A 22,255-nucleotide genomic window follows, 5' to 3' on the forward strand; every position below is an offset into this window, starting at 1 on the left:
GTCATGGGCGAACCTGAAGCTTGGAGAAGCGCGGTACCAGTGCCACCTCAAAATCCCCCTTTGATCAATATTTCGAACATATCGACCCGTTGGCGGATATGTTCGATATTTCGACCATCGCCGAGGCGTCTAAGGGCAAAAGAAAACCCCCGGAAATCACATGATTTCCGGGGGTTCCTTGTCTGAGCTTCCTATCAGAATCGAACTGATGACCTTTTCATTACGAGTGAAACGCTCTACCGACTGAGCTAAGGAAGCACCGCGTTCATCCCCGGTTTCCCGGGCGATCACGCAAGACATAACTGTAATAGAGGCACCGCGCCCGGGTCAAAACGAGCACGGTGGCGGCCGTTGCGGGGATGTTCACCCGGGCGTCGGGCCCGGTTCAGGCTGCGGTTTCCCGCTCGCCGGAAGCTGGGGAATCAACTGCGGCGCGGTCCACTCGCCGCGAAGCACAGCCGAAGGAGCCGCTCAATGACCGGGGACGCACTGACCAGGGACGCCAACCACACACCCAACCGGCTGAAGCTGGCGGTCGTGGACATGGCGGGGACTACCATCACCGACGATGGCCGGACCGGGCAGGCTATGTCCCGGGCGCTGGTGGAACACGGGATTGAACCGGGCAGCAGCCGTTTCGAGAGCATGCTCGGCTATGCCCGGGACACCATGGGCTTCTCCAAGATGACGGTTTTCAGCCACTTGTTCGAGGACCCTGCCGTGGCCCGGAGTGCCAACAACGTCTTCGAACGGGCGTACGACGACATGATTGCCGACGGCGGCGTCCGCCCCATTCCCGGAGCGGAAGACGCCATCTTGTGGATGCGTGAGGCCGGGATGCAGGTCTGCCTGGCCACCGGCTTCGGACGCCACACCCAGAACATGGTGCTCGAATCATTGGGGTGGATGGGCCTGGCCGATCTCAGTCTGTGCCCGGCGGATGCCGGACGCGGACGACCCTACCCGGACATGATCCTCACCGCAGTGCTCGCACTCGACCTCGATGACGTGCGCGAAGTCGCCGTGGTGGGCGACACCAGCTCGGACATGCTCTCGGGCGTCCGTTCGGGGGCCTCACTCGTCGCGGGGGTGCTGACCGGCTCACACTCAGAGGCAACCCTGCGCGCGGCCGGCGCCACCGCCGTCGTCGATTCCATCAAGCAGATCCCGCTCCTGGTGGAGAAACGCGAAGCCAGGCACCTTTAGCGGGCGTCGGCACCTCTAGCAGGTGAGGCCGTCCTGCGGCAGCTTTCCGTCAACAAAGTAGTCGTCGACGGCGGAGCTGACGCATGAGTTCGAGCGGCCGTAGGCGGTGTGCCCCTCGCCTTCCCACGTGACGAGGGAAGCGTTCTCGAGCTGCTTGCGCAGCGACTGCGACCACGCCAGGGGAGTGGCGGGGTCTCCCGTGGTGCCCACCACCACGATGGGAGCTTCACCGCTGTACTTGACGGGCGCCGGTGTCCGGGTGTTCGGGTACGGCCAGTCCTTGCAGTTCACGCCGCCGTAGGCAAAGAATGCACCGAACGTGGGGGAGTCCTGGATGAGCCTGGCCTCCTCCGCACGCATGCCTGCGGTGTCCATGACCATGGGGTAGTCCAGGCAGTTGATGGCTTGGAAAGCGAAAGCGGAGTTGGAGCTGTACGTTCCGTTGGGTTCGCGGTCCGCGCCAAGGTCGGCGAGCCGCATCATCTGCGAAACGTCGCCGGAGAAGGCACTGTCCAGGGCCTGGGTCAGTGCCGGCCAGCTCTGGTCGTTGTAGAGGGGCAGGATGAGGCCGTTGACGAAGTCGTTGCCGGTAACCAACCGGCCGTCCTTGGCGGTTTGCGGGTTCTCGTCCACGGCGCTGATGAGGTCCCTGATTTCCTGCACACCGTTTTCCACCGACCCGCTCATAGGGCACTGGTTCTGCTTCTGGCAGCTGGCTACGTAGGTGTGAATTGCCTTTTCGAACGCCTTGGCCTGGCCTGCGGTCAGCTCCTCATTGCTGATGGACGGGTCCACCGCTCCATCGAGGACCAGCCGGCCAACGTTGTCCGGGAAGAGCGAAGCGTAGGTGGACCCAAGGAACGTCCCATAGGAAAAGCCCAGGTAGTTGAGCTTGGCGTCGTTCACCACGGCACGCAGGATGTCGAGGTCCTTGGCCGCGCTGACGGTATCAATGTGTCCGAGGACGGGCCCTGTCTGCTGGGCGCACTGCTCGGCAAAAGACTTGTTGAACGCTATGGCCGCGGCCAGGCCTTCGTCGGTGTTCTTGCGGAACACCTTTGCCCTGGCGGCATCACGCTCGGCGTCGGTCATGCACTTGACCGGCGCGGAGTTCTTCACGCCACGGGGGTCGAAGCCCACGACGTCGTAATTCGCCCGGAGTTTTTCTGTGAAGTGCGTGGTGCCTGCATCTTTGATGAAGTCCACCCCCGAGCCCCCGGGACCCCCGGGGTTGACCAGGATGGAGCCCTTTTTGTCTCCGGTGCTGGGCAGCTTGATGGCCGCGAGGGTTATCTCCGCGGAACCCGGCTGCGCGTAATCCATGGGGACCTGGATCTTGCCGCACTGCAGTCCGTCTCCGCAAGAGCTCCATTCCACGGACTGCGAGTAGAACTTCTCCAGGCCCTTGGGGGCCGAGGCCGCGATGGAGGGATCCACAGTGCTGGTGGAGGGCTTCGCGGTGGGCGCCGGCAGGAACGGCACCGTGCAGGCGCTGAGGACCAGCATTGACGCCAATGCCACGCACATCGCCGCGAACCCGCGGCTGCGGGTTCCACGTCGTGCAGCCCCCCGAGGAACGGCACCACCCGCAGACAGCCGGGCAGACCGGTCCCTTGAAGGGTTGCCGGCTGGCCGGCGGGGTGCGGACGTCATGCGTTCTCCTATTGCTGGATGAGGCTGGTTGCCATGGACTCGACCGCCAACAGCGGGGCCACGTTGGTGGTGGTGATACGGACCCGGGCTTTGTTGATGGCGTCCATCCGGGCCAGGGTGGTTTCCGGCGTTGAACGGCCTGCGTATTCTTCCAGATCACCCTTCAGCTCAACGTTGACCAGTTCAACGGCGTTCCCCAATTGGATGATCAGTACGTCCCGGTAAAAGGACAACAGATCCGTCAGGGTACGGTCCAGGGAGTCCGTGATGGAGCGTTTGGCGCGACGCTTCTGGTCATCCTCAAGCTGCTTGACCTGGCTGCGCATGGAGGGCGGCAGAGTCCCGGACTCGGGGGCGCCAAGACTCGCGAGCAGCGCTATTTTCTCAGCGGCGTCCCGTTCATCGTTGGAGCTGTTGGCTTCCTCCGTGGCGATCTTGACCAGCTTCTCGGCCATCATCACAGCGGCCGTGACTCCCCGCAGGCCCAAGGGGATCCGAACGGTCTCCAGGCGGCGCTCCCGGGCATCCGCGTCGCGGGCGAGGCGGCGGGCAATGCCGATATGGCTCTGGGCCGCCCGCGCCGCCCGATCCGCAAGCTGGCGCTCGACGCCGTCGCGCCTCACCAAGAGGTCCGCGACGTCGGCAGCCGGCGGAAGCCGCAGGCTCACCGGACGGCAGCGCGAACGGATGGTGACCAGGACGTCGGCCGGCGAAGGGGCACACAGCATCCAGATGGTGCGCGGGGTCGGTTCTTCGATGGCCTTCAACAGGACATTGGTGGTGCGCTCGGCCATGCGGTCCGCGTCCTCCACCACGATGATCCGCCAGCGGCCGGTGGCCGGACGGTCTCCGGCCTTGGAAACAAGCTCGCGGGCTTCATCGATGGTGATGGTGACTTTTTCCGTCCGCACGAAGGTCACATCGGAGTGGGTCTCGCCGAGGATGGTGTGGCACGCTGCGCAGACACCACAGCCACGCTGCGTGACATCATCCTGCTCACAGTTCAGTGCCGCGGCGAACGCTTTGGCCGCATTTGAACGGCCGGAGCCGGGGGGACCGGTGAAGAGCCACGCGTGGGTGAGGCCCGTGTCGCCCTGCGCCGCTTGCTTCAGTTGTGCGACAACCGGGGTCTGGCCCTGGAGGTCGTCCCAGACGCTCACTGGCGTGAACCGGGAACCCGGTCACCCAACAGTGACTCCACGCGCTCAAGGATCCGGGCAGCCAAGGCCTCGATTTCCTCGCCGGCCGGCAGGACCAGATAGCTCGATGGTGCGGCCTCGGCCAGATCCAGGAAAGCGTGGCGGATGGCTGAATGGAACTCGTCAGGCTCGGATTCCAACCGGTCCTCGGCGGTGTCCCCTGCGGTGCGGCGTCGGCGGCCATGGGCGGGGTCGACGTCGAGCAGTACCGTCAGGTGCGGATGGAGGCCTTCGGTGGCCCATTCGTTGAGGGACAAAACGCCTTCAGCGCCCAGGCCGCGGCCAACACCCTGATAGGCGACGGAGGAATCAACATAGCGGTCCGTGATGACCACCGTTCCCTGAGCCAAAGCCGGGCGGATGACCTGGTGCGCGTGGGCCGCGCGGGCAGCGGCAAACATCAGGGCCTCGGTACGGGCATCGATGGTGCCGTGGCCATGGTCAAGCACAAGGGAGCGCAGTTTCTCGCCAATAGGGGTGCCGCCCGGTTCCCGGGTGCGCAGTACGGTGAGCCCCCGGGATTCGAGGGCGTCGGAGAGCCGGGCGGCCTGTGTGGACTTGCCCGCTCCGTCCCCGCCTTCGAACGCGATGAAAAGACCTGTGCTCTGAATACTCACGCGTCTAGCCTACCGAGCTTCCCTGACAGCAAAGGCGCGTAATGCCTTTCATCCACAGCATTCCCCGCGACTACGCTGAAAGCATGAGCCTTTCCGATCAGCACGCCGCCGAATTGTCGCCTGAAACCGTTGTGGTTGCTGCCGGTCGTCCTGAACGCGCCCACGACGAACCGGTGAATCCACCCATCGTCCTGTCCTCCACATACTTCGGTACAGGCAGCCTGGGCGACGGCGACCGGGGCTATGGCCGCTACGCCAACCCCACCTGGGACCCCTTCGAGGACGCGCTGGCCAAACTTGAAGGCGCCTCCCTGCCGGGACTGCTTTACGCATCCGGGCTGGCCGCAGTGAGTTCGGCGCTCTCCCTGGTTCCCGCCGGGGGCGTCGTGGTGATGCCGTCCCACAGCTACGCAGGTTCGCTTGTCATGGCCACGGAGCTGGCGGAGAAAGGCTTCCTGGAACTCCGCACCGTGGACATCACGGACACGGAGGCGGTGAAGGCCCTGATCAGCCCTGAGGACGGCAAAAAAGCTGACCTGTTGTGGCTGGAAAGCCCCACCAATCCCATGCTCGGAATCGCAGATATCCGCGCGCTCACTGATGCCGCCCACGCCGTGGGCGCCCTCGTGGTCACGGACAATACCTTCTCCACGCCCCTGGTGCAGCAGCCCCTCAGCCTGGGCTCCGACGTCGTGCTTCACTCGGTGACCAAATACCTGGCCGGGCATTCGGACGTCGTCCTCGGGGCTCTGGTGACGTCCAACCCTGAGCTGCGCGCCACGCTCCTTCACCACCGCATCATCCACGGCGGAATCGCCGGGCCGTTCGAGGCCTGGCTGGCTCTTCGCGGCCTGCGTACCCTGGCGTTGAGGATCGAGCGCTCGCAGGCCTCCGCAGCCACGCTCGCTGAAAGGCTCAGCACCCATCCACGCGTGGAAGCCATCCGGTTCCCCGGCCTTCCCACGGATCCGGGCCATGAGCGCGCGAAGGCCCAGATGAAGGGTTTCGGCTCGATCCTGTGCATCCAGATCGCCGGTGACAACACCCGCAGCGGCGCCGAAGCTGCTGACGAACTGGTCCGCGCGTTGCAGCTCTGGCTCCCGGCAACATCACTGGGCGGAGTTGAGTCGCTGATTGAGCGACGACGCCGGCACACCGCCGAGCCGCTGAGCGTTCCGGAGAACCTGGTCCGCTTGAGCGTCGGAATTGAGAACGTGGAAGACCTCTGGTCCGACCTTGAGCAAGCACTGAAGGCGTTGGACAGCTAGGCTGGAGGACGTGGACGGAAAAATCTTGATCGCGTACGTCACCTCCGGGGTCTACATAATCCTGGGACTGGTGGCCCTTGCCTTGGAACTGTGGGCATTCGTTGATTGCCTGCGCCACCGACCCACCCTGTTTGTGGCCGCTTCCAAGCGGACCAAGACGTTCTGGTTGGCCCTCACCGGCGTGGCTCTCGCCATCGGTGGACTGACGATGCTCACCGGCGGCGGCAGCCTTGGCCTCTTCGGCATCGCCGCAGTCACAGCCTCCTGCGTCTACCTCGCCGATGTCCGGCCGGCAGTCCGCGAGGCTGGCAGCGGCGGAAACCGCAACGTCGGCCCGTACGGACCCTGGTAGACCCAGCCCCTGCTGTATCAGCGCTGGCCGGGCGCCACCGCGTCCCACGCCACCGTCATTTCTCCAAGGCGCCACCGCGAAGGACCATCCTGAAGCGGCCACCCGGCGTCGCGCAGTGAACGGCACATCCCGGTCCAGCGCTGCCTGTTGCCGAACGAAGCCAACGGCGCCGCCTCCAGCCAGGCCTTGTCCATTGCCTGCAGGAACGCGTGGATCGGCTCACCCGGCACGTTACGGTGAATGAGCGCCTTGGGCAGCCGCTCGGCAACCTCGGAAGGCAGCTCGAAGCTTCCGAACCGGACAGAAAAACTCAGGCTCAGCGGACGCTCCGGATCCAGGGCCACCCAGGTGACACGGCGGCCGATTTCGTCGCACGTGCCGTCAATGAACAGTCCGTTCGGCGCCAGGCGGGACTGCACCAGGGCCCAGATCGCGGCGACGTCCGCTTCTTCATATTGCCGGAGCACGTTGAATGCCCGGACCAGCACGGGATTGCCCGGCACCGGAACTTCGAAACCGCCTACCGAGAAGCTGAGTCCGGGTCTTTCCAGGGCCTTGGCGCTGCGGACACGCTCCGGTTCAATCTCGATTCCACGGACCTGTACATCCGGGCGGACGGCCTGCAGCCGCTCGAAAAGCTCCACGGCGGTGGCCGGCGAGGCGCCATAGCCCAGGTCCACTACCAAAGGCTCGACGGCGGTGCGCAGCCGCCATGCCTGCGGGCCGGCCAGCCAGCGGTCCAGCCGCCGCATCCGGTTGGGGTTGGTGGTGCCGCGGGTAATATTGCCGATCGGTTTGCGTAACGGGTTGCCGCCCCGACTGCGGGGAGAGCCCACCCGTTCCGCCTTTTGCACCACGGCCCCACTTTATCCTGCAACCCTGGGTCTCTTATTGCCCGTTCGATGGCGTCTGATGGACCGTGACTGAGCCCACGTTGCTGTTCGTAACGCCGGGCAGGGCACCGGAGCCCTCGGCTAGGATGAGAACCATGACTTACAAGCTGATTCTGCTGCGCCATGGCCACAGCGAATGGAACGCCAAGAACCTGTTCACCGGTTGGGTGGACGTTGACCTGAACGACCAAGGCCGCAAAGAAGCAGTACGCGGCGGGGAGCTCCTGGTAGAGAACAACATCCTCCCGGATATCCTCTACACCTCCCTGCTGAAGCGTGCCATCAACACGGCCAACATGGCTTTGGACAAGGCCGACCGTGGCTGGATCCCCGTCAAGCGCGACTGGCGCCTCAATGAACGCCACTACGGTGCGTTGCAGGGCAAGGACAAGGCCCAGACCCTCGCCGAATTCGGCGAAGAGCAGTTCATGGAATGGCGCCGCAGCTACGACACACCGCCGCCGCCGCTGTCCGATGACAGCGAGTTCTCCCAGGCGCACGATGTCCGTTACAAGGACCTCGGCGACGCCCTGCCCCGCACCGAATGCCTCAAGGACGTCCTGGTCCGCCTCCTCCCTTACTGGGAATCGGACATCAAGGAAGACCTCAAGGCTGGCAAGACCGTTCTGGTCACGGCCCACGGCAACTCCCTGCGAGCCCTGGTCAAGCACCTGGACGGCATCAGCGACGACGCCATCGCCGGCCTGAACATCCCCACCGGCATCCCGCTGGCTTACGAACTGGACGAGGACTTCCAGCCGATCAAGCCCGGTGGAACCTACCTGGATCCCGACGCAGCTGCTGAGGCCATCCTCGCGGTAGCGAACCAGGGCAAGAAATAGGGCTTCGCGGTTCTTCGCCCCAGACTAACGACGGCGGCCGGTCACCTCAGGTGACCGGCCGCCGTCGTATGTTCTGCGGTTGGTGCGTTAGAAGCCCTCAGGCTGCCATTCGCCCGTCACCAGGTAGGTGACCTTGCGGGCAACCGAGACGCCGTGGTCGGCGAAGCGCTCGAAGTAGCGGCTGGCCAAGGCAACATCCACCGTGGTGGCGGGGTTCTCGTTCCATTCGGGGGAGGCAATGGCCTTGAAGACGCTGAGGTGGAGGTCGTCCACGGCGATGTTGATCTTGAGGATATCGCGGGCAACTTCAAGGTCGCGCGTCTCGAGGAGCTCGATGACCTTCGCGGTGATGTCGATGTCGTGCTGGGCCATGGCCTTGAAGGTCTGGGTCAGCGAAGCAGGAATCACGGTTGCCGGGTAGCGCAAGCGGGCCAGCTGGGCCACGTGGCGGGCGAGGTCGCCCATGCGCTCCAGGGAAGCGCTCATGCGGAGCGAACCCACGATCATGCGGAGGTCGCTGGCCACGGGACCCTGCAATGCCAGGATGTCGATGGCGCGCTCATCAAGGCTGTTCTGCAGGAAATCGATCCTGGCATCTGCCGCAATGACATCCTGTGCAAGGTCCACATCGGCGCCTTCGAACGACGTCGTGGCCTTCGTGATCGCTTCGTGAACCAGCTTGGAGATCTCGATGAGGTCGTCACCTACCTGGGTGAGCTCCTCCTGAAAAACCTTGCGCACTAAGGCGTCCTTTCCTTGGAAATCCCGAGCCCCCTGAAGGGACAGGACTTCAAAAACATTGGCAGTCCAACCAGTAACTGTGTCAGGGCCCCGTGAACTGTTTGGCACCTTTAGATGAACGTTAGTTGAACCGTCGGCATTTGGCGCCGGATCAATGCTCCGCCCTGATTCCACAGCATAAGCTGGACACGTGGATCCGTTGCTCATAGGTGTCATTGCAGGCCTCGTTGGCTTGTCGCTGGGCGTCTTTGGCATGCTCGCTTTCAGGATCAGCGAACGGCAGCGCAGCATCGTGGACCTCGACGTCGCCGAGCCCCTCCTCCCTGAGGGGGCAGCGGAAGTCCTTGCCGTCGTCGGGCGTGCGTTCGTCGTGGTCGACGCGATCGACGGCGTGGTCCGTGCGAGCCCCGCCGCTTACGCCTACGGGCTGGTCCGCGGCCACACGGTAGTGCATAAGCAGCTCCTGGACATGACCGCCAAGGTCCGCCGCGACGGTGTGATCCTGGAGGAACAATACGAACTTCCCCGCGGGCCGCTCGGCAAAGGCACCATCGTGGTGCAGGTACGGGCCGCCATGCTCGGCTGGGAATATATCGTCCTCCTGGCCGATGACCGGACCGAGATCACCCGCACCGAGGAGATCCGCAACGACTTCGTGGCCAACGTGTCCCACGAACTCAAAACCCCCGTCGGCGCGATCTCGCTCCTGGCCGAGGCCTTGGAAGCATCGCCCGACGACGAAGAAGCGGTGCGCCGCTTCGCCAAGCGCATGCACAAGGAGTCCGGCCGGCTGGCGGCCCTGGTCCAGGACATCATCGAACTCTCTCGGCTCCAAGGCGCCAACGTCGCCCAGCAGGGCCACGCTGTGGACATCAACACGGTGATCACCGAAGCCGTGGACCGTTCGCAGCTTCCCGCCGAGAGCAAGAACATCCAGATCGTGGTGGGCGGCCACTCCGATTCCCTGGTCTTCGGTGACCGCGACCTCCTGGTCACTGCCCTGCGCAACCTGATCGACAACGCCATCCGTTACTCCCCTGAAAACACCCGCGTGGGCGTGGGTGTCCGGACCCGGGAAGGCGTGGTTGCCGTCTCCGTCACGGATCAGGGCGAGGGATTGACGCCCGAGGACCAGGAACGGGTGTTCGAACGCTTCTACCGCGTCGACGCAGCACGTTCGCGGCACACCGGCGGCACCGGCCTTGGCCTCAGTATCGTCAAGCACGTTGTCTCCAACCACGGCGGCGAAGTGACCGTCTGGTCGCAGCCCGGCCAGGGTTCCACCTTCACCATCCGACTGCCCGAGATGGAAGGCCAGGACGACGACGCCGGCCTCCCGCCTTCGGCTGCCACGGCGGCGCTTCCGTCCGGGCCCGCAACGGCTGGTGCCGCCGTCGAACCTGGAATTGCTGCCCGGCAACCCCACCACGTGAACCACCAAGGGGGCGCCACTGGCGCCCGAGAGCAAGGAGCCAGCGCTTGAGCCGGATTTTGATAGTGGAGGACGAAGAGTCCTTCAGCGACCCTCTGTCCTATCTTTTGGGCAAAGAGGGGTTCGACGTCGAGGTAGTGGACAACGGCAGCGATGCCCTGGTGGAGTTCGACCGGAACGGCGCCGACCTCGTCCTCCTCGACCTGCAGCTGCCCGGAACGCCGGGAACAGAGGTGTGCCGCCAGTTGCGCCAACGCTCCAGCGTCCCGGTAATTATGCTGACAGCCAAGGACTCGGAGATCGACAAAGTTGTGGGGCTCGAACTCGGAGCCGACGACTACGTCACCAAGCCGTATTCCTCCCGCGAGTTGGTGGCCCGTGTCCGCGCGGTCCTCCGCCGGCAAGGGGAGCCCGAGGAGCTCATCACCTCCACAGTCCAGGCCGGTCCTGTCCGGATGGACATCGAACGCCACGTGGTCAGTGTCAACGGCGAGCAGGTTTCCCTGCCCTTGAAGGAATTCGAGTTGCTGGAGATGCTGCTCCGGAACTCGGGCCGCGTCCTGACGCGTGGACAGCTCATCGACCGTGTGTGGGGCTCCGACTACGTGGGGGATACCAAGACCCTGGATGTCCACGTGAAGCGCCTGCGCAGCAAGATCGAGCCGGATCCGTCAGCGCCGCGCTACCTGGTGACCGTGCGCGGCCTGGGCTACAAGTTCGAGCCGTAACCCCTGTCGGAGTTTTTGTACGGATAACGCCCTTTAGAAGCCTTCTAAAGGGCGTTATCTGTACAAAAACTCCAGAGGGGGCAAAAAGGAAGGGTCCCGCCGCGGCGGGACCCTTCCTTTTGTGTGGTTCTTGGCAGGGGCCCTTAGTGGCCGGCTGCGGAGCTCGTGGAGGTAGCCGACGGGGTGGCCGAGCTGGTCTCGGTGCCCGTTGCGCCGGGAGTTGCCGAACCGCTCGGGCTGGCCGAAGGGCTGGGGCTCGGGAGGTACTTGGCGTACTCGGGGAGGGTGCCGTCAACCACCGGGACGTTGATCGTGGCGGAGTCGGAGCCGCTGCGGATCGTCACGGGAGTCAGCCCGCCGGGAATGACTCCAGCGCTGCTGAGGATGGCGGGGTCGGCAGCGTCGTTGAGATAAGTCTCGGACATTGCCTTGACCGGGATCTCGGTCTGGGAGCCGTTGGCGCCGCTGATCGACAGCGTGGCGTCGGAGTTCGACTGGTTGAAGACCGCACCGATGACGCGGCCAGGCTGGTTTTCGCCGGAAGCAACAATCAGCATGTTGCGCAGCTGCAGCTTGCCGAGGTCGGCCTTGACCCCGTCTGAAGCCGAATACTGGTGCGAAGTCTGCTGGGCGTTGACGAAGCCACAGCCGGTGACGGACAGAAGGCCGACGCCGATTGCAGCGGCCGCAATTGCCAGCTTGCCGCGCTGGACAGTGTTCATCGCAGAAATGCGCACGACACCTACTCCTAGAGTCATTGGAAACTTTTTCAGCCATAGCCTATCGGCAAACGGTCCAAAACAAGGATTCGGGAGGGCTTTGTGGCGGAGTCGGTGGAGAAGCCCGGCCGCTCACACTGGGTGCCTGATGCATCTTTCGGCGAATACGTCAAGAGGTTGGATGAACCCGTTTAAGGCCTGTTTCCCTGTATTGGCGCGGGTGAGGAGGCCTTTGGGTGCCAGTCGTATGCCTTAATCGTGATAGACTAATCTGCGGGAAAGGGGAAAGTCCACATGGTTTTTGAGGTCGGCGAGACAGTAGTTTACCCTCACCACGGTGCAGCAAAAATTGAGGAAATCAAGATGCGCACCATCAAGGGCGAAGAGAAGATGTATCTCAAGCTCAAGGTGGCTCAGGGTGATCTGACCATTGAAGTTCCAGCAGAGAACGTTGACCTTGTTGGGGTCCGGGACGTAGTGGGCAAAGAAGGCTTGGAGCACGTTTTTGACGTTCTCCGCGCCGAGTTCACTGAAGAGCCTACCAACTGGTCACGTCGTTACAAGGCGAACCTGGAGAAGCTTGCTTCCGGCGATGTCATCAAGGTGGCAGAGGTCGTTCGCGATCTTTGGCGCCGCGATCACGATCGCGGCCTTTCGGCAGGCGAGAAGCGAATGCTGGCCAAGGCACGGCAGATTCTGATTTCAGAACTGGCCCTGGCTGAGAAGACGGACGAAGAGAAGGCTGCAAGCGTTCTTGACGAGGTCTTGGCTTCCTAAGAATTGAGCCCCGGTGGTGCGAAAGCGCCGCCGGGTTTCTTTTTGCCACAAATCACCCCTGATGCCTCGCAGTACTCTGGTGACCATGAGTATTCCTTCCAAGCGCGCCGTCACGGCCGTGATCGTGGTTGCCGCCGGCTCCGGTGAGCGGCTCGGCTACGGCATGCCCAAAGCCCAGGTTCCGCTGGGCGGCGAGACCATCCTGATGCACGCCCTGCGCGGAGTTGTTTCGTCCGACGTCGCACGCCAGATCTGCGTAGCCGTGCCCAAGGGCGACACCGTCCTGCGCGAGTCCATCGCGGACTTCACAGTCGACCTGGTGGATGGTGGCCCTGAGGTCACAGTCGTCGACGGCGGTTCCTCCCGCGCGGATTCCGTCCGCGCTGCCCTGGCTGCCTTGGAAGACGGAACGGAATTCGTCCTCGTCCACGACGCAGCCCGGGCGCTCACCCCTGAACGGGTCTTCCAGCGGGTCGCCGATGCGTTGTCGTCCGGCGCCAAGGCGGTCATACCCGCAATGCCGGTGGTGGACACCATCAAGACCGTCGCAGAAACGGATGTCCAGGACGCCTCCATAGCCCCCGAGGTTGTCACCGGCACGGCACCGCGCGAACAGCTCCGCGCCGTCCAAACCCCCCAGGGCTTCGAACTCGCCACCCTGCGGCGGGCACATGAGGCCGCAGAACTCTTTGACGACAAGCAAGCCGCCGCGGTCACCGACGACGCCATGCTGGTGGAACTCCTTGGCGTCCCGGTCCACGCCGTCCGCGGGGCAAGCCAATCCCTCAAGATCACCACGCCGCTGGACCTCATCATCGCCGAAGGCCTCCTGGAAGGCCCCCTTGGGATTCGTTGGGTGGAGGGATAGTGGCCCCGGAAAACATGATCCTGCCACGCACCGGCATCGGGATGGACGTCCACGCCTTCGCGCCAGAAGACGACCCCCAGCCGCTCTGGTTGGGTGGCCTCTTCTGGGAAGGCGAACAGGGACTCTCCGGCCATTCCGACGGCGATTGCGTCGCCCATGCAGCCGCTGATGCGCTATTCTCCGCCAGCGGCATCGGGGATCTTGGCACGCACTTCGGTACGGACCGTCCCGAGTACGCCGGCGCATCGGGCGTCAAACTCCTCGCAGAGGCAGCGCGGCTTGTCCGTGCTGCCGGCTTCGAGATCGGCAACGTAGCTGTGCAGTTCGTGGCCAACCGCCCCAAGTTTGCTCCGCGTCGGGAAGAATCCCAGCGGGTCCTCTCCGAAGCCGCCAACGCTCCCGTGACCGTCACGGCCACCACCAGCGACGGATTGGGCTTCACCGGACGTGGAGAGGGCATCTCTGCCGTCGCCACAGCCTTGGTCTACCCGATGCCCGGCCACGAGGTACCCGCCGCAGTGCCTGGGCCCGCGAAAGGGGCGCCGCATGCGTAAGCCAGGTGCCGGCGTCGTGCGTTCCGCTGTCCTGCTGCCGGCGGCCCTGGCGGCAGCGCTCCTGCTGGGCGGTTGTGCCGGTACGCCGAAGATGGACGTGAAAGCCAGCTGCGATTTCCTCAACAACGACGCCTTCAAACCGGACGGCAACCAGCAGCAGCAATCCAAGCAGATCGCTGAGCATTACCACCAGATCGCGGACAAGCTGGCTCCGGAGATCGGCGACCCCATCAAGGAGATGGCCGCGATCATGGATAAGGCTGCAGCGTCGTCGCTGGGCGCGGCCACCCAGGAGCAGCAGGAAAAACTCAAGGTGCAGTTCAATAAGATCGGCGAATACTGCAAGTAGGCAGGTCACGCCGCGTCATCGGCTAATCTGGAGCGGTGACCCTGCGCTTTTATGACACCGCTTCCGCCGAAGTCCGCGACTTCGTTCCCCTCGAAGACGGCAAGGCCAGCGTGTACTACTGCGGGGCCACCGTCCAGGGAATGCCCCACGTGGGCCACGTGCGGTCCGCGATCGCCTTCGACCAGCTGACCCGTTGGCTCGAATTCCGTGGCCTCCGTGTCACCGTGGTGCGCAACGTCACCGACATCGACGACAAGATCCTGGCCAAGTCCGCCCAGTCGTTCGGCCCGGACTGGGACGCCGAACCCTCCGCACGGCAGAACGAAGAATGGTGGGCCCTGGCCTACCGCTACGAGCAGGAATTCGAGAACGCCTACGAATCCCTCGGCGTCCAAAGCCCCACCTACGAGCCGCGGGCCACCGGACACATCCCGGAAATGCACGCGCTGATCCAGCGCCTCATCGACCGGGGCCACGCCTACCCCGCGCCGGACGACTCGGGCGATGTCTACTTCGACGTGCGCTCGTGGAGCAAGTACGGCTCCCTGACGCGGCAGAACATCGACGACATGCAGGGCGCCCCCGACGTTGAAGCCCAGTTCGTCAGCAGGAAGCGCGATCCCCGCGACTTCGCACTGTGGAAGGGCTACAAGGAAGGCGAACCGGAGTCCGCGAGCTGGGCGTCGCCGTGGGGTGCGGGCCGTCCCGGATGGCACCTTGAATGCTCCGCGATGGTCACCAAGTACCTTGGTGCGCGCTTCGACATCCACGGCGGGGGATTGGACCTGCGCTTCCCGCACCACGAGAACGAGATGGCCCAGTCGCAGGCCGCCGGCGACGAATTCGCCAACTTCTGGATGCACAACGGCATGGTCACGTACGAGGGCGAAAAGATGTCCAAGTCCATCGGCAACACCGTGAGCCCGGCAGAGATGCTCGACCTCGCCTCACCCCGGGTCGTCCGCTACTACCTCGGCCAGGCACACTACCGCTCGGTGCTCGATTACCGGCCCACGTCGCTGCAGGAGGCCGCGGCCGCCGTCGAACGTATTGACGGATTCATCTCGAAAGCGTCCGCCAAAGTTCCCGGCAGGTCAGGCGCGGACGTGGCACCGCAGGCCAACATGCCCGCCGCGTTCACTGCTGCCATGGATGACGACCTCAACGTCCCGCAAGCCCTCGGTGTGCTGCACGAAACCGTCCGCGCGGGCAACACAGCCCTAGCGAGCGGTGACCTGGACGGCGCCAAGGCGGCCCTTTACAGCGTGCTGTCCATGACCGAGGTGCTGGGGCTGGACGCAGTGAAGCAACCCGAAGCCGTGCAGGGCCGTGAGCATGCGGCGCTGAAGGTCCTCGTGGACGCACAGCTCCAGGCCCGCGCTGCCGCAAGGGCCAACAAGGACTGGGCAGCCTCCGACGCGATCCGCGACACACTCGCCGCCGCCGGCGTCGTCGTCGAAGATGGTGCGGACGGGGCCACCTGGAGCCTCAAACGCGACTGACAAACGGGCGCTGCGGCCGAATTGCATCGGGTCAGTAGACTTGATTCCAGACTTACTCACAAAATCAAGGATGGAATCTCATGGCCAACAATGGTCGCCGGTCGGTCAAGAACAAGAAGGGCCCCTCCACCGGAACCGGTGGCCATGGCCGCAAGGCCCTGGAAGGCAAGGGTCCCACGCCCAAGGCGGAGGACCGCACCTACCACAAGGCGTACAAGAACAAGCAGCTCGCTGAACGCTCGGCCGCCAAGCGCGGACCGGCACGTGCGGGCGGCGCCGGCGCCCGCTCCGGCCCCAAGGGCCGCGCCACCGAGGAACTGGTCACCGGCCGTAACTCCGTGGTCGAAGCCCTGCGCGCCGGCATCCCTGCCAAGGCACTGCACGTAGCCATCCGGATTGAAATGGATGACCGCGTCAAGGAGTCCCTCAAGCTCGCGGCCGAGCGCGGCATCCCGCTGCTGGAAACCGGCAAGCCCGAGCTGGACCGCATGACAGAGGACGCCGTCCACCAAGGACTCGTGCTGCAGATCCCGCCGTACGAATACGAGGACGCCTACGACCTCGCCGAGCAGACCCTCGCCAAGTGGAAGAAGGGGCACATTTCCAATGCGCCGATCTTCGTGGCTTTGGACGGCATTACCGATCCCCGCAACCTCGGCGCCATCATCCGCTCCGTCTCCGCGTTCAGCGGGCACGGCGTGATCGTACCCGAGCGTCGTTCCGTGGGCGTCACCGCGTCCGCATGGAAGACCAGCGCCGGTGCCGCTGTCCGCGTACCGGTGGCCCGCGCGTCGAACCTCAACAACGCGCTCAAGCAGTTCAAGAACATGGGCATCTACGTCCTGGGACTGGACGGCGACGGCGACGTCTCGCTGCCCGACCTCACGGTCGCCACCGAACCGGTCTGCATCGTGGTTGGTTCCGAAGGCAAGGGCCTCAGCAGGCTCGTGCGCGAAAACTGCGACCAGATCGTCTCCATCCCGATCGACTCCGCCATGGAGTCTCTCAACGCATCCATGGCCGTCGGCATCTCGCTGTACGAAGTGTCGAGGCAACGCTCCGCCCAGTAAGCAGTGCCCAAGGCGGTGGTCGCAGACGCGACCGCCGCCTTTCGCATGCCCGACGCTTGCTCATGTTCCGCGTGTTTGGGCCGGTCGCTTGCTCACGTTCCGGGTGTTTGGGCCGGTCGCTTGCTCACGTTCCGCGTGCTTGAGCCTGATGCTTGCTCACGTTCCGCGTGCTTGAGCCTGATGCTTGCTCACGTCCCGCTTGTGATGCTTGCTCACGTTCCGGGTGTTTGGGCCGGTCGCTTGCTCACGTTCCGCGTGTTTGGGCCGGTCGCTTGCTCACGTTCCGCGTGCTTGAGCCTGATGCTTGCTCACGTTCTCACCCTTTAGGCCGCTCTGGAATCACGACGGCGACAGCGGCCTCGGTTTGTCCACCCGCCTGAGCGCCAATCGCTCGGACGTAGACCGCCTGGCGTCCTGCCTTTTAGCGGTTCGATTCCTGACCGCGAATAGACCAAAGGCAGCATTGGCCCCACAGCCAAAAGTTGAGGGAGGGTTGGCGGGAAGCCTTAGGGATGTGAGTGAGCGTCGATGTGAAGCACGGGGGATGTGAGTGAGCGTCGATGTGAAGCACGGGGGATGTGAGGGAGCGTCGGCTGGAAGCACGGGGGATGTGAGGGAGCGTCGGCGGGAAGCCTTAGGGATGTGAGCGAGGGTCAGAAGTCGCGGCGGTTGGCCAGGACGGGGAGCTTCTGCCGGGCGTCGTCCACTACTGAGGCGTCGAGGTCGGCGAAGATCAGGCCCGGCTCACCTTCGAGGGCTTCCAGAACTTGGCCGAAGGGGGACACGACGGCGGAGTACCCGACTCCCGTGGGGGCGGCACCCTTGGCTTCAATTCCCTGAGTGGCTGGATCACCCTGGCCGCAGGCGAGGACGAACGTAGTGGTGTCCACTGCGCGGGCACGTGCCAGGAGCTGCCACTGATCGGCCTTCCCCGGACCAGCTCCCCAGGACGCCGAAACGATGTTCACCACGGCACCGCGCTGGGCGTTGGCAGTGAACAGGGCGGGGAAACGGATGTCGTAGCAGGTGGCCAAACCAAAGGTGAGGCCGCCGGCGTCGAACGTCACGGGTTCTGTACCGGCCTCAACGGTGTCCGATTCAGCGAAGCCGAACGCATCGAAAAGGTGGATCTTGTCGTAGCTGGCGTCGACGCCGGGCCCGGTGGCGAGAAGGGTGTTGCGCACACGCGGCGCCCCGGACTCCGCAGCAGCGCCGGGCGTGAACATGCCCGCCACGATGACCAGCTGCAGCTCCTCGGCGATGGCACGAACACGGCCTGCCCAGGGACCGTCCAAAGGTTCCGCGATGTCCAACAGTGAATTGCCGAACGCGCGCATCATCGCCTCGGGGAAGACCACCAGGCCGGCCCCACCATCCTTGGCACGCCGCGCGTACTCCTCCAGGAGACGCAGGTTTTCGGCCAGGTCGCGGCCTGAGATGACTTGGGCGAGTGCCACGCGCACGATAGAACCTCCACTTCTCTGCCTCCCAGTATGCCAAGGAACACAAAATCGCTGCCTCGAACGTCGTCATATGGGCTGCGGGCACTGCACATACCGGGCGTGGAACTAAACTTGCCTTCAATGGTTATGCCTATCTTTGACACAGCAGCTGCCGTCGACGCGTCGCGGCCACGACCCCTCGGACTGAGCACGCCCCAGCCCGGTCTTACGGATGCGGAGAGAACGCAAAACCAGGAAGTAAACGTCGCAGTCTTCGCGCCCGACCTGGAACGGGTGGAGATCGTATTCCAAGCGCCGGGCGAACCGTGGCGCGCCCGGATACTTCCCAACATCGAAGACGACGTGCATTTCGGGCTGGTGGGCGGCTTCCCTCCGGGCACGCGCTATGGTTTCCGCGCGGCGCCCTTGGAAGACGTGCTGCCCATGTCGGTTCCGGCGCTGGACCCGGATGACGACGGCGGACAGCGGCTCCTGCTCGATCCCTACGGTCGCGCCGTGGATCAGCATGGCGAGTTCCTGACGAGTGTCCACGTGGACACCGGCTTTGACTGGGGTGAGGACAAACCGCCCCGGACCCCCATGCGGACTTCGGTCATTTATGAGGCCCACGTCCGCGGCCAGACGATGCTTCACCCGGAAATTCCCGAGCACCTCCGCGGCACGTATGCCGGGATGGCGCACCCTGTGATGATCCAGCACCTCACCGAGCTGGGCATTACCGCCGTGCAGCTGCTGCCCATCCATTTCCACTTGGATGAATCGCACCTCCAGGACCTTGGCATGACCAATTACTGGGGTTACAACACCGCGGCCTTTTTCGCCCCGCATTCGGACTACGCCACGGAAGCTGCCCGCAACGCAGGTCCCCACGCTGTTCAGGACGAACTCAAGGGCATGGTCAAGCTCCTGCACGCGGCCGGGATCGAAGTCATCCTGGACGTGGTCTATAACCACACTGCCGAGGCCGGTCCTGACGGGCCGGCGCTGAGCTTCCGGGGACTCGGGGAGAAACGCTACTACCGTCATGACGCGCATGGCCGTTACCTGGACACCACTGGCTGCGGCAACACCTTGGATTTCAGCGACCCCGTAGTGGTGGACCTCGCGCTGGACTCGTTGCGTTACTGGGTCAACGAGTTCCACGTGGACGGATTCCGCTTCGACCTCGCCGTGACCTTGTGCCGTGACGCCGGAAACACCTTCGATCCCCAGCACCCCTTCCTGCAGGCCATCGCCGAGGATCCGGTGTTGTCGGCAGTCAAACTCATCTCCGAGCCCTGGGACGTGGGCTACGGCGGCTGGCAGACGGGCCGGTTCCCGCAGGGATGGTCGGACTGGAATGACCATTTCCGGGATGGCGTCCGCAGCTTCTGGCTTTCGGACCGCGCGGCCATCGAAGCCGGTGGCCAAGGAGGGTCGGTGGCGTCGTTGGCTGAGCTGATGGCCGGTTCCGCGAACCTCTTTGCGTCCTCTGGCCGCACCCGGCTCGCGTCGGTGAACTTCATCACGGCCCACGACGGCTTCACCCTCAAAGACCTTGTCAGTTACGACCGCAAGCACAATGAGGCCAACGGCGAGCAGAACCGTGATGGTCACGGCGACAATCGCAGCTACAACCACGGTGTGGAAGGCCGCAGCGAGAACGAGGCCATTGTGGCGGCGCGGGCGTTGTCCATCCGGAATTTGATGGCCACGCTGCTGATTTCCATCGGCGTGCCCATGATCACGGCCGGGGACGAGCTCGGCCGCACCCAGCAGGGCAACAACAATGCCTACTGCCAGGACAACCCGACGGCATGGCTTGACTGGAGCCGCACGCAGGAAGCCAACGCCATGTTCCGGACCACCCGGGAGCTTGTCAGGCTCCGCCGCTGGTTCCTTCGGCACCAGCCCGAGAGCTTTCCGGGCCAGGCCAACGATTCAAGCCTTCAGTGGTTTGATGACAAGGGCAAGCGGATGACACCGGCACGGTGGAACGATCCGGGCGTTCGTGCGGTCCAGCTGTTGATGGGTCACGAGGACAGCGAAATCCGTGGCCTGATCGTCGTGAACGGCAGCAACCAGGACGTGAAGATGGTGCTTCCGGAGATCCTGAGTGAAACAGGGATCGGCAAGCGCATGTTCGAACTCCGGTTCACCACGTCGGTGCTGCACGACCGCCGCAAGGGCGCGTTGGTTGCCTCCGGGGAGCGGGATATCCTGCAAGCCAATACGATCAACATTTACCGCACGTAGGCACCAACCACACAGGAGAACTCCGCATGAACCGCAGCCGCAGCAAACTCGCGGCATTCGCGGGTTTGGTGATCGCCGTCGTCGTGCTGGTGGTCGCGATGGTGGGTGGAGGCGCGCTGACGGCGCCCTCTTCCACACCAGGTGCCGGCGTCCAAACCACGACGCCGTCCGCAGGCTTGGTGCCGACCTCACCCGCCGCCGTGCCAAGCCGGACGACGGCGGCGGCAGCTGTGGAGAACCCGTCGGGCCTGCCGTCGATCAATGCCTCCCAACTGCCGAAGGAAGCCCGCCAAACCCTGGCCCTGATCGCCAAAGGCGGCCCGTATCCCTACGACCGGGACGGCGTGAACTTCGGCAATTTCGAGGGCCTGCTGCCCAAGAAGTCCGGCGGCTTTTACAAGGAGTACACCGTGCCCACCCCGGGAGAGTCGGATCGCGGCGCACGGCGGATCATTGTTGGCAAGGACGCTGCGAAGTACTACACGCCGGATCATTACGAGTCGTTCAAGTTCATCGTCGAGGACAAGTAGGAGCCCATGAAGATCTATTCCGCAGACACCTGGACCCTGGAAGAACTGCAGGAGCAGGTGTCCGACGCCGGCCGCAGGACCGTCATGGTCCCACCTGCGACCACCAAGCAGGCGGTCCTTGAGGTCTTCGGCCAAGTCCTGGATTTCCCCGAGTATTACGGCGTGAACCTGGATGCCCTGAACGACTCCCTCCACGACTTTGCGGATGCCCTGTCGGAGGACGACGGCAGCCCCGTCACGATGATCTGGCAGGTCCCCGCGGCCTACCGCACTGACCGCTCCTTCGGTGTCGTGTGCGAAATCCTGCAAGACGCAGAGCGCTACGCCGGCCGCGACCTGGCCGTCATTGCAGTCTTCGAGCACTAACTGCGCGGACGTACCTTCCGTGCCGGCCACCGCCCGGACAGGAACCGCCCGGAATGACCATGCAGGGAACCGACGTAGTGGGTATCGGTTCCCACGCGCGTTGTTACAACCGTCCATAAAAGGTTAAGTTGCCCGCGCAAGCTAATCGTGACGCGAAAAATTGAATATTTCGATCGAATTTTTCTTTGTTTCGAAAGTTTGTATTTAAGCATCCTGAGCTAATACGTTTTGGGAGAGGCGACTGTGTGCCTCGTCACTTGCGTATTGGGGAACGCGCCGAGTCAATTGCTGACCTCATATCGCACTAGCCAAATGAGGATCAAGATATGAGAAAGATTACACGGGTGGCTGCTGTGGCCGCGCTGTCCGCCGGGGCACTCTTTACCGCCAGCCAGTCAGCGAATGCCAGTATCTTTTATGAAAACAATGATTACGGCGGCGCTACGTACGGAGCTGACTATTCGACTTGGATGGGGTCGTTTGACAACAGGCAAGTTCGGTAAAGAACTTCGGCTACTACGTAACCTGGTGGCAGGACATCAACTACGGCGGAGCTGGCTTCGGCAGCGCGAACGACTATAGCGCCATGGGTTGGTATGTGCCCTTCCTTGGTACGTGGAACGACAATATCAGCAGCTTCCACCGGGGCTGAACCTAACCCATTGTTCGCTTGTCATAGAGCGAGTAGCACCACGCTTTGACCTGTCGATCAGAGTATCGACAGGTCAAAGTTGCTGTCCGATAGGAGGCCTGGCTGCTCGGTCGAGGCGCAAGAGATGAGATTGGAGGCGTCACAGTGACGCGAAGAATTCCTGTGCGAAGGGTGCGCTTGGCACGAAGTGTGGTCGGCCCGCTGGCTTTGGGCGTCGCTTTGATTGTTTCAGCCTGTTC

General features: G+C 63.8%; 22 protein-coding genes and 1 tRNA gene. 15 read left to right on the plus strand and 8 right to left on the minus strand.

Annotation, left to right across the window (positions count from 1 at the left end):
• Positions 1–185: 185 nt before the first annotated feature.
• Positions 186–258 (minus strand) — tRNA-Thr (locus tag HMI60_RS08095).
• Positions 259–474: 216 nt separating this feature from the next.
• On the opposite strand from HMI60_RS08095, the gene HMI60_RS08100 reads away from it, so the two are divergent.
• Entirely contained in the window at positions 475–1,206 is a 732-nt protein-coding gene (locus HMI60_RS08100; RefSeq protein WP_193590922.1) for an HAD family hydrolase, read from the plus strand.
• 15 nt (positions 1,207–1,221) lie between these two features.
• On the opposite strand, the gene HMI60_RS08105 is transcribed toward HMI60_RS08100, so the two are convergent.
• From HMI60_RS08105 to tmk, 3 genes are read right to left on the minus strand one after another with little or no spacing between them, the layout of a single operon-like run.
• Positions 1,222–2,859: an alpha/beta hydrolase gene (locus HMI60_RS08105; protein ID WP_193590923.1), complete on the minus strand. Its 1,638-nt coding sequence runs from the start codon at positions 2,857–2,859 to the stop codon at positions 1,222–1,224.
• Positions 2,860–2,867: 8 nt separating this feature from the next.
• Complete coding sequence (locus HMI60_RS08110; protein ID WP_193590924.1) at positions 2,868–4,019, minus strand: DNA polymerase III subunit delta'; 1,152 nt, start codon at positions 4,017–4,019, stop codon at positions 2,868–2,870.
• Entirely contained in the window at positions 4,016–4,675 is a 660-nt protein-coding gene (gene tmk / locus HMI60_RS08115) for a dTMP kinase (RefSeq protein ID WP_039239777.1), read from the minus strand. Before tmk ends, HMI60_RS08110 begins: the two co-directional genes overlap by 4 nt.
• An 83-nt stretch (positions 4,676–4,758) precedes the next feature.
• On the opposite strand from tmk, the gene HMI60_RS08120 reads away from it, so the two are divergent.
• Complete coding sequence (locus HMI60_RS08120) at positions 4,759–5,943, plus strand: PLP-dependent aspartate aminotransferase family protein (protein WP_193590925.1); 1,185 nt, start codon at positions 4,759–4,761, stop codon at positions 5,941–5,943.
• Between the two features lie 10 nt (positions 5,944–5,953).
• The gene (locus tag HMI60_RS08125; protein ID WP_018777902.1) at positions 5,954–6,295 is read left to right on the plus strand and encodes a DUF2516 family protein; all 342 of its coding nucleotides are present in this window, start codon (positions 5,954–5,956) and stop codon (positions 6,293–6,295) included.
• Between the two features lie 17 nt (positions 6,296–6,312).
• On the opposite strand, the gene HMI60_RS08130 is transcribed toward HMI60_RS08125, so the two are convergent.
• Positions 6,313–7,152: a hypothetical protein gene (locus HMI60_RS08130; protein ID WP_018777901.1), complete on the minus strand. Its 840-nt coding sequence runs from the start codon at positions 7,150–7,152 to the stop codon at positions 6,313–6,315.
• A 131-nt stretch (positions 7,153–7,283) separates the two neighbouring features.
• On the opposite strand from HMI60_RS08130, the gene HMI60_RS08135 reads away from it, so the two are divergent.
• On the plus strand, positions 7,284–8,030 hold the full coding sequence (locus tag HMI60_RS08135; RefSeq protein ID WP_193590926.1) for a phosphoglyceromutase: 747 nt from the start codon (positions 7,284–7,286) through the stop codon (positions 8,028–8,030).
• Between the two features lie 87 nt (positions 8,031–8,117).
• On the opposite strand, the gene phoU is transcribed toward HMI60_RS08135, so the two are convergent.
• Positions 8,118–8,771: a phosphate signaling complex protein PhoU gene (gene phoU / locus HMI60_RS08140; RefSeq protein WP_018777899.1), complete on the minus strand. Its 654-nt coding sequence runs from the start codon at positions 8,769–8,771 to the stop codon at positions 8,118–8,120.
• 199 nt (positions 8,772–8,970) lie between these two features.
• Here phoU and HMI60_RS08145 point away from each other — a divergent pair, with 199 nt between their 5' ends.
• Both HMI60_RS08145 and HMI60_RS08150 read left to right on the plus strand, forming a co-directional pair.
• Entirely contained in the window at positions 8,971–10,254 is a 1,284-nt protein-coding gene (locus tag HMI60_RS08145; protein ID WP_227453717.1) for a cell wall metabolism sensor histidine kinase WalK, read from the plus strand.
• Positions 10,251–10,931, plus strand: coding sequence for a response regulator transcription factor (locus HMI60_RS08150; protein ID WP_020608526.1), 681 nt, complete (start codon positions 10,251–10,253; stop codon positions 10,929–10,931). The genes HMI60_RS08145 and HMI60_RS08150 overlap by 4 nt, the downstream gene beginning before the upstream one ends.
• Positions 10,932–11,074: 143 nt before the next feature.
• Here HMI60_RS08150 and HMI60_RS08155 read toward each other — a convergent pair whose 3' ends face one another.
• A complete protein-coding gene (locus HMI60_RS08155) occupies positions 11,075–11,653 on the minus strand; it encodes a hypothetical protein (protein ID WP_018777897.1) in 579 nt (192 codons plus the stop codon).
• A gap of 291 nt (positions 11,654–11,944) precedes the next feature.
• Between HMI60_RS08155 and HMI60_RS08160 the strand changes: the two genes are divergently transcribed.
• The 6 genes from HMI60_RS08160 (at position 11,945) to rlmB (ending at position 16,770) form a co-directional block, all read left to right on the plus strand.
• On the plus strand, positions 11,945–12,427 hold the full coding sequence (locus HMI60_RS08160) for a CarD family transcriptional regulator (protein WP_011690592.1): 483 nt from the start codon (positions 11,945–11,947) through the stop codon (positions 12,425–12,427).
• 85 nt (positions 12,428–12,512) lie between these two features.
• A complete protein-coding gene (gene ispD / locus HMI60_RS08165; protein WP_039239785.1) occupies positions 12,513–13,295 on the plus strand; it encodes a 2-C-methyl-D-erythritol 4-phosphate cytidylyltransferase in 783 nt (260 codons plus the stop codon).
• 14 nt (positions 13,296–13,309) lie between these two features.
• A complete protein-coding gene (ispF, locus tag HMI60_RS08170) occupies positions 13,310–13,849 on the plus strand; it encodes a 2-C-methyl-D-erythritol 2,4-cyclodiphosphate synthase (protein WP_039239826.1) in 540 nt (179 codons plus the stop codon).
• Positions 13,842–14,198 (plus strand): hypothetical protein, encoded by a 357-nt coding sequence (locus HMI60_RS08175; protein WP_055973300.1) that lies wholly within the window; start codon positions 13,842–13,844, stop codon positions 14,196–14,198. Before ispF ends, HMI60_RS08175 begins: the two co-directional genes overlap by 8 nt.
• A gap of 35 nt (positions 14,199–14,233) precedes the next feature.
• Positions 14,234–15,700, plus strand: a complete 1,467-nt coding sequence (gene cysS / locus HMI60_RS08180; RefSeq protein ID WP_039239789.1) for a cysteine--tRNA ligase — start codon at positions 14,234–14,236, stop codon at positions 15,698–15,700.
• Between the two features lie 80 nt (positions 15,701–15,780).
• Positions 15,781–16,770, plus strand: coding sequence for a 23S rRNA (guanosine(2251)-2'-O)-methyltransferase RlmB (gene rlmB, locus HMI60_RS08185; protein ID WP_193590927.1), 990 nt, complete (start codon positions 15,781–15,783; stop codon positions 16,768–16,770).
• A gap of 653 nt (positions 16,771–17,423) precedes the next feature.
• Here rlmB and HMI60_RS08190 read toward each other — a convergent pair.
• Entirely contained in the window at positions 17,424–18,233 is an 810-nt protein-coding gene (locus HMI60_RS08190) for a carbon-nitrogen hydrolase family protein (protein ID WP_018777890.1), read from the minus strand.
• Positions 18,234–18,353: 120 nt separating this feature from the next.
• Here HMI60_RS08190 and glgX point away from each other — a divergent pair, with 120 nt between their 5' ends.
• From glgX to HMI60_RS08205, 3 genes are read left to right on the plus strand one after another with little or no spacing between them, the layout of a single operon-like run.
• On the plus strand, positions 18,354–20,468 hold the full coding sequence (gene glgX, locus HMI60_RS08195; RefSeq protein ID WP_110505077.1) for a glycogen debranching protein GlgX: 2,115 nt from the start codon (positions 18,354–18,356) through the stop codon (positions 20,466–20,468).
• 26 nt (positions 20,469–20,494) lie between these two features.
• Positions 20,495–20,998, plus strand: coding sequence for a ribonuclease domain-containing protein (locus HMI60_RS08200; RefSeq protein WP_193590928.1), 504 nt, complete (start codon positions 20,495–20,497; stop codon positions 20,996–20,998).
• 6 nt (positions 20,999–21,004) lie between these two features.
• Entirely contained in the window at positions 21,005–21,364 is a 360-nt protein-coding gene (locus tag HMI60_RS08205) for a barstar family protein (protein ID WP_018777887.1), read from the plus strand.
• Positions 21,365–22,255: the final 891 nt, after the last annotated feature.

Origin of the sequence: Paenarthrobacter sp. YJN-D, assembly GCF_015040335.1 — a bacterium.
Lineage (GTDB): Bacteria > Actinomycetota > Actinomycetes > Actinomycetales > Micrococcaceae > Arthrobacter > Arthrobacter nicotinovorans.

Coding starts and splice junctions, on each gene's coding strand:
- HMI60_RS08120 (WP_193590925.1), top strand. CDS start 4,759: ATGAGCCTTTCCGATCAGCACGCCGCCGAATTGTCGCCTGAAACCGTT.
- HMI60_RS08100 (WP_193590922.1), top strand. CDS start 475: ATGACCGGGGACGCACTGACCAGGGACGCCAACCACACACCCAACCGG.
- HMI60_RS08135 (WP_193590926.1), top strand. CDS start 7,284: ATGACTTACAAGCTGATTCTGCTGCGCCATGGCCACAGCGAATGGAAC.
- HMI60_RS08105 (WP_193590923.1), bottom strand. CDS start 2,859: ATGACGTCCGCACCCCGCCGGCCAGCCGGCAACCCTTCAAGGGACCGG.
- HMI60_RS08160 (WP_011690592.1), top strand. CDS start 11,945: ATGGTTTTTGAGGTCGGCGAGACAGTAGTTTACCCTCACCACGGTGCA.
- ispD (WP_039239785.1), top strand. CDS start 12,513: ATGAGTATTCCTTCCAAGCGCGCCGTCACGGCCGTGATCGTGGTTGCC.
- HMI60_RS08205 (WP_018777887.1), top strand. CDS start 21,005: ATGAAGATCTATTCCGCAGACACCTGGACCCTGGAAGAACTGCAGGAG.
- ispF (WP_039239826.1), top strand. CDS start 13,310: ATGATCCTGCCACGCACCGGCATCGGGATGGACGTCCACGCCTTCGCG.
- HMI60_RS08200 (WP_193590928.1), top strand. CDS start 20,495: ATGAACCGCAGCCGCAGCAAACTCGCGGCATTCGCGGGTTTGGTGATC.
- HMI60_RS08175 (WP_055973300.1), top strand. CDS start 13,842: ATGCGTAAGCCAGGTGCCGGCGTCGTGCGTTCCGCTGTCCTGCTGCCG.
- glgX (WP_110505077.1), top strand. CDS start 18,354: ATGGTTATGCCTATCTTTGACACAGCAGCTGCCGTCGACGCGTCGCGG.
- HMI60_RS08155 (WP_018777897.1), bottom strand. CDS start 11,653: ATGAACACTGTCCAGCGCGGCAAGCTGGCAATTGCGGCCGCTGCAATC.
- rlmB (WP_193590927.1), top strand. CDS start 15,781: ATGGCCAACAATGGTCGCCGGTCGGTCAAGAACAAGAAGGGCCCCTCC.